This window comes from Methanosaeta sp. UBA356 (assembly GCF_002496465.1).
Classification (GTDB): domain Archaea; phylum Halobacteriota; class Methanosarcinia; order Methanotrichales; family Methanotrichaceae; genus Methanothrix; species Methanothrix soehngenii.
On sequence record NZ_DAKC01000017.1, the window covers coordinates 1 to 4679 of the forward strand.

The following is a 4679-nucleotide window of genomic DNA, read 5'->3' on the forward strand; positions in this document are numbered from 1 at the left end:
GTTAAAAAGTTGGAAAGTACAGTAATCTTCAGCCATACTGTCTTGCCCCGCTGGTTCGATTGATAGATTATATGAAAGAACTTTCGGATGGTTATTTGGTATATGATAAAAAAATATGAATTATTCACACGAAGCGAAACAGGACAGGTACGAAATATTTTCGGGACTACACAAAATTTTCCCTTCATCACAATATAATCGCTCTGCTCTAAAATGCGTGGCTAACGTACTGTAGAAAATTTTCCTTTGTGCCTTTGCGCCTTTGTGGTGAGGCCTACGAATCCCGATTTCACCATACTTCAGCCCAAAGCATAGCGCAGCAGTCCGGCCAGCTTCAAGCCATCCCAGTCCAAATGAAAGAGCATCTTGATCATCAGACTGCTGGGCCGGTCGATATCCCCATGCTCTTCTATGGTTTTGATGAGCGCGGGCCTTCCGGCCAGGTAATTCACCAGCTCGTCGCATTCTTTTGCGCTCATTCGATTCAGCATCCGGTTTGCCCTCATGCCGATCTCAAGCTCCCGGCCCAGATTGGCCCGCCAGATCCGGTCGTACTCCTGCAGCCTCTGGGCAGAGCCGTCGCCTTCCATTGCAGCAGCTGCAGCCACGCCACCTGCGATTTTGGCCGCCACCAGTCCGGGATAGATCCCTCCTCCTGAGGTGGGCTTGACCTGGCCGGCAGCATCGCCCACCACCAGTAGGCCCTGGGCGACGGTCACCGGGGGCGGGCCCAGCGGCAGGCCGCCTACGTTTATCGTTGTTGCCGATCCAAGGATCCTCTTCCTTATCACCTCCTGCCCGAGAAATCTCTTCAAATGCTCGCATCCCCTCTCTCTGGCGCACAGGCCGATGCGGGCGGTCTCTTCTCCCGTGGGTATCACCCAGGCGAAGAGGCCTGGTGCCGCTCCAAGGTGCACCTCAACCGATTCGGGATCCTCTACTGCAAACGGGAGCTCCAGCTGTGCTCCGGACAAAACCAACTCCGGCGGCATGATCCCCGCCTGCCTGGCCAGCCTGGCCCTGACCCCTTCCGCGCTGATGACAATCGATGCCCTGATCTCATCTCCTCCCCCAATGGAGAGAACGCTCTCTTCCCCCTCCCGTCTTATTCTTCTGACCGGCGAGCAGAGCCTCATCTCCACCCCCTCATGCAGGGCCTCGCAGGCTGCTGCCCGGTCAAAGAGCCTCCTGTCCACTACGCTTGCCCTTGGATCCTGGGCTTTGAAGTCCAATCGATTCCCGCCAGGGGAATAGATCGCTGCCCCTTTCATCCTCCTCAGGACAAAGGAGCTGCCCGGCAGCTCTGACTCCGCCAGAGCGCCCAGGCCCAGGAGGCCGGCGCATTCCACCGGCCAGCCCACCGCTGGATGCTCCTCCAGAATGACCGCATTAGCTCCCGATTTGGCGGCATACTTGGCGGCCATGGAGCCTGCCGGGCCGGCGCCGATGACAGCTACATCAAAGCGTTCTTTCAGGATAGACATCTCTCCAGGTATTCTACCAGATCGCATATCGTCTCGATCTTTTCATCGATCTGAGTGCCATCGGAGATGCGGTCGTACACCAGATCCCAGCAGGAATAGTTCCTCAGCCTGAGAACGGGCTCTCCTTTTGGCGTCCAGGCCATTTCAATCTCATAGCGCATCCACTGGCCGTTCTCTCGTCTGACCTCAAAGCTTGGACAGTCTCCGACGGCGCCGCCGGAAAAGGCTATTCTTCCGCCATCCACTTCCTCATCGATCTGTGCATTGATGAACAGCCTTATCCAGCGTATATATTTCGAGTAACGGTAAGCCCCCTCCGAGAGACTGACAGGACCCTCCCAGCCGGGGATCTCTCTCATGTTCTCCAGATTCCATTCCTCCAAATTCACATTATCCAGATTGTGCCGAGAGCATATGCCTCTTGCGGGTGGCTAAAAAAATGGCCCAAGGTGCAAAAGATTTTGTACAATCCAGGGTTAATAATACTCTATGGCCGAGGTAGTGCAGCTGGTCGAAAAGACCGCAGGAAAGGAGGAAGATGGGGCAGAGGACGAGGAGCCAATCCCCTCGGTGCCTCCCAGAACCATATGGTCAGGCAGCCTGCGAATAGGTCTGGTCAACATTCCGGTCAAAGCCGTCTCCATGATCCGGAACACCCGCATAAGCTTTCGCATGCTTCACAAAGCCTGCAAGACCCCCATATCCTTCAAGCGCTACTGCCAGGAGGGGGAGGAGGTCATGCTCGCGGACATCGTCTATGGTTATCCTCTGGGAAATGAGAAGTATGTGGTTTTAGAGAAAAAGGAGATAGATAAAGCGAAGCCCGAGTCCAGGAGCACCATAGCCCTCGACCGCTTCGTCAGCTTCTTTGAGGTTGATCCTCATTACTTTGAGAAGACCTATCTGCTCCTGCCCGACCGCTCAGAGGAGGCCTATTCTCTCTTGAGGGCGGTGATGGAAAAGACGGGCAAAGCGGCCATCGGCAGGATAACCATGCACTCTCGGGAGAGGCCGGTCATAGTCCACTACTACCGGCAGGCAATCGCGGCCACCACCATGCGATACCCTGATGAGATAAGGGACCCGTCGGGGTATAGCGTACTCAAAGAGCTTCCCGAGCCATCGGAAAAGGAGATGGAGCTGGGATTTGAGATCGTTCGCGGCCTGACAGGAGAGCTGGATTATAGCGCTTATGAGGATGAGTACAAGAAGAGAATCGAGGCCCTGGTGAGGTCCAAGATGGAGGGTATCGTGAGCGTGCCGGAGAGGAAGAAGAAGGAGAAGCCCCCTGCCAAGAGCCTGATGGAGGCCCTGCGGGCGACGGCAGATTCGCTGAAATGAATCCCATCAAGCCGATGCTGGCTGTATCCGGCCAGCCCTTCAGCAGAGAGGGCTGGATCTTCGAGCCGAAGATCGACGGGACCCGCTGCATAGCTTCGGCCAAAAAAAGGGTCCTGCTCTCCAACCGCAGGCTGGCGGATATCACCTATCGCTACCCTGAGCTGGCCAGTGCCCTTGGCAGCCTGCAGGGCGAGTGCGTCCTGGACGGCGAGATCACCGTCTTCAGGAAGGGCATTCCCAATTTCCGTTCTCTAGCGGAGCGGGACCATCAGAACGATCCGATCAGGATAGACTACCTCTCCCGCGCCATGCCGGCCAGCTATGTGGTGTTCGATATCCTCAGTCTTGATAAAGAGAGCCTGATGCACCTTCCCCTCAAAGAGAGAAAGAGGATATTGTTCAGGGAATTGGAGGCGGACCTGGAGGATAGCGAGACCGTAACCCTAATCGACTCATTTCCCGAGAAAGGGGAGGATTATTTTCAGGCAGCTTTGAAGATGGGGATTGAGGGAGTGGTCGGCAAGAGGCTGGAGTCGCTCTATCTTCCCGGCATCCGGAGCCAGGACTGGGTGAAGATCAAAAAGAGCCTTAAGCTGGATTTGGTTGTGGGCGGCTATATTCCAGGCAAAGGAGATCGAACGCCTTATTTTGGCGGACTGCTCCTCGGCGCCTACAGCCAGGGCGAGCTGGTGTACATCAGCAGAGTGGGGTCGGGCTTCACAGAAGAGGAGCTGCAGGATATCACCGGCCGCTTTTCGCCCAGGGAAAAGCCTCCGTTCTCCAATCCGCCGGCAACGGCGGGAGTGGTATGGATCGAGCCGAAGATGGTGGTGCAGGTCACCGCACTGGAGAGGACACATGACGGCGGCCTGAGAGCTCCGGTATTCTTGCGGATGAGGGATGACAAGGAGCCGGAGGAGTGCACACTGGATCAGCTCGGATAGCGAAAGAATGCAGGGGAGGGGTTTGGTTTTATATCCTTGTTTTCGGTGGCTGCTCGTTGTTTAGCAGGGGTGAACTTGAATCGCCAAAAAATCTATATCTTTTCGCCTCGGTGATGAACCGCTATGTTCTGACCCAACCACAGAGAAACAGAGACTATAACCGCTGCCGTACCTCATCCAAATGATTCAGCGAAGAGCCATAAACCACAAAGCACACAAAGGACACAAAGACCGCACCAAAGGATTATTGGGCTATCAAGAACAGGATTAACCTTTGCGAGGCCTTTGTGATCTTTGTGCTCTATATGGCTAAAATCCGTTATCTGTAATCCAATCAAACCACAGAGGCGCAGAGGAACAGAGGCTATATTCTCCGCCGGACCTCACACATATAATTCAGCGAAGAGCCCGGTTTATCTTGTCATAGCTCGATGCCATACATCTCCGTCCTATCCTCGACATCTTCCATCGAAGGATAGCCTTTGACCTTTTCTCCCTGCAAAACCGCCATTATATCCTTCGCAATTGGGTGCAGGACGCTCTGCAATTTATCCCTGTTCCTCAAATAGAACAATATGCAAAAGAGCCTTTGAGAGCGGCCTTCTGCCGAGTCTAAGGAGTGGATGAAGACATCCTCAATAGACAGTTCTCTCTTGGGCAATGTGTAGTAATTGTCCCGCAGGCCCAGCTCAATCCCGTAGTCTATATAGGCACTGAAAGATGTGGGGGTGGCATCCTGCACTCGCAGGCTCTTGAAGAGAACGCTGTCTTTGTAGATCTTAATGAGCAGGGCGTCTCTGGGAACAAGGCGAGACTTGTCGTACTCCTGCAGGGCAGAGACAAAGTCCTTAAGAGCGCCCCAGTAGACATAGTTGAAAGAGTATAACGAGTGTTTTCTCTTCCTGGTCGT

Annotated in this window: 4 protein-coding genes and 1 pseudogene; 2 read left to right on the forward strand and 3 right to left on the reverse strand. The window is 54.4% G+C overall.

The genetic code is table 11. The features are described 5' to 3' along the window. Positions 1 to 299 precede the first annotated feature (299 nt). Together BP727_RS00830 and BP727_RS00835 are read right to left on the reverse strand one after the other, a co-directional pair. A complete protein-coding gene (locus tag BP727_RS00830) occupies positions 300 to 1484 on the reverse strand; it encodes a geranylgeranyl reductase family protein (protein ID WP_286856867.1) in 1185 nt (394 codons plus the stop codon). Then, positions 1472 to 1873, reverse strand: coding sequence for a hypothetical protein (locus BP727_RS00835; RefSeq protein WP_157863837.1), 402 nt, complete (start codon positions 1871 to 1873; stop codon positions 1472 to 1474). The genes BP727_RS00830 and BP727_RS00835 overlap by 13 nt, the downstream gene beginning before the upstream one ends. Before the next feature lie 100 nt (positions 1874 to 1973). Between BP727_RS00835 and BP727_RS00840 the strand changes: the two genes are divergently transcribed. Continuing rightward, positions 1974 to 2825: a Ku protein gene (locus tag BP727_RS00840; RefSeq protein ID WP_286856869.1), complete on the forward strand. Its 852-nt coding sequence runs from the start codon at positions 1974 to 1976 to the stop codon at positions 2823 to 2825. Beyond that, positions 2822 to 3769, forward strand: a complete 948-nt coding sequence (gene ligD / locus BP727_RS00845) for a non-homologous end-joining DNA ligase (RefSeq protein WP_286856871.1) — start codon at positions 2822 to 2824, stop codon at positions 3767 to 3769. Before BP727_RS00840 ends, ligD begins: the two co-directional genes overlap by 4 nt. Before the next feature lie 421 nt (positions 3770 to 4190). Here ligD and BP727_RS00850 read toward each other — a convergent pair. Then, positions 4191 to 4679 (reverse strand): annotated as a pseudogene (locus BP727_RS00850) (hypothetical protein); the annotation flags it as partial.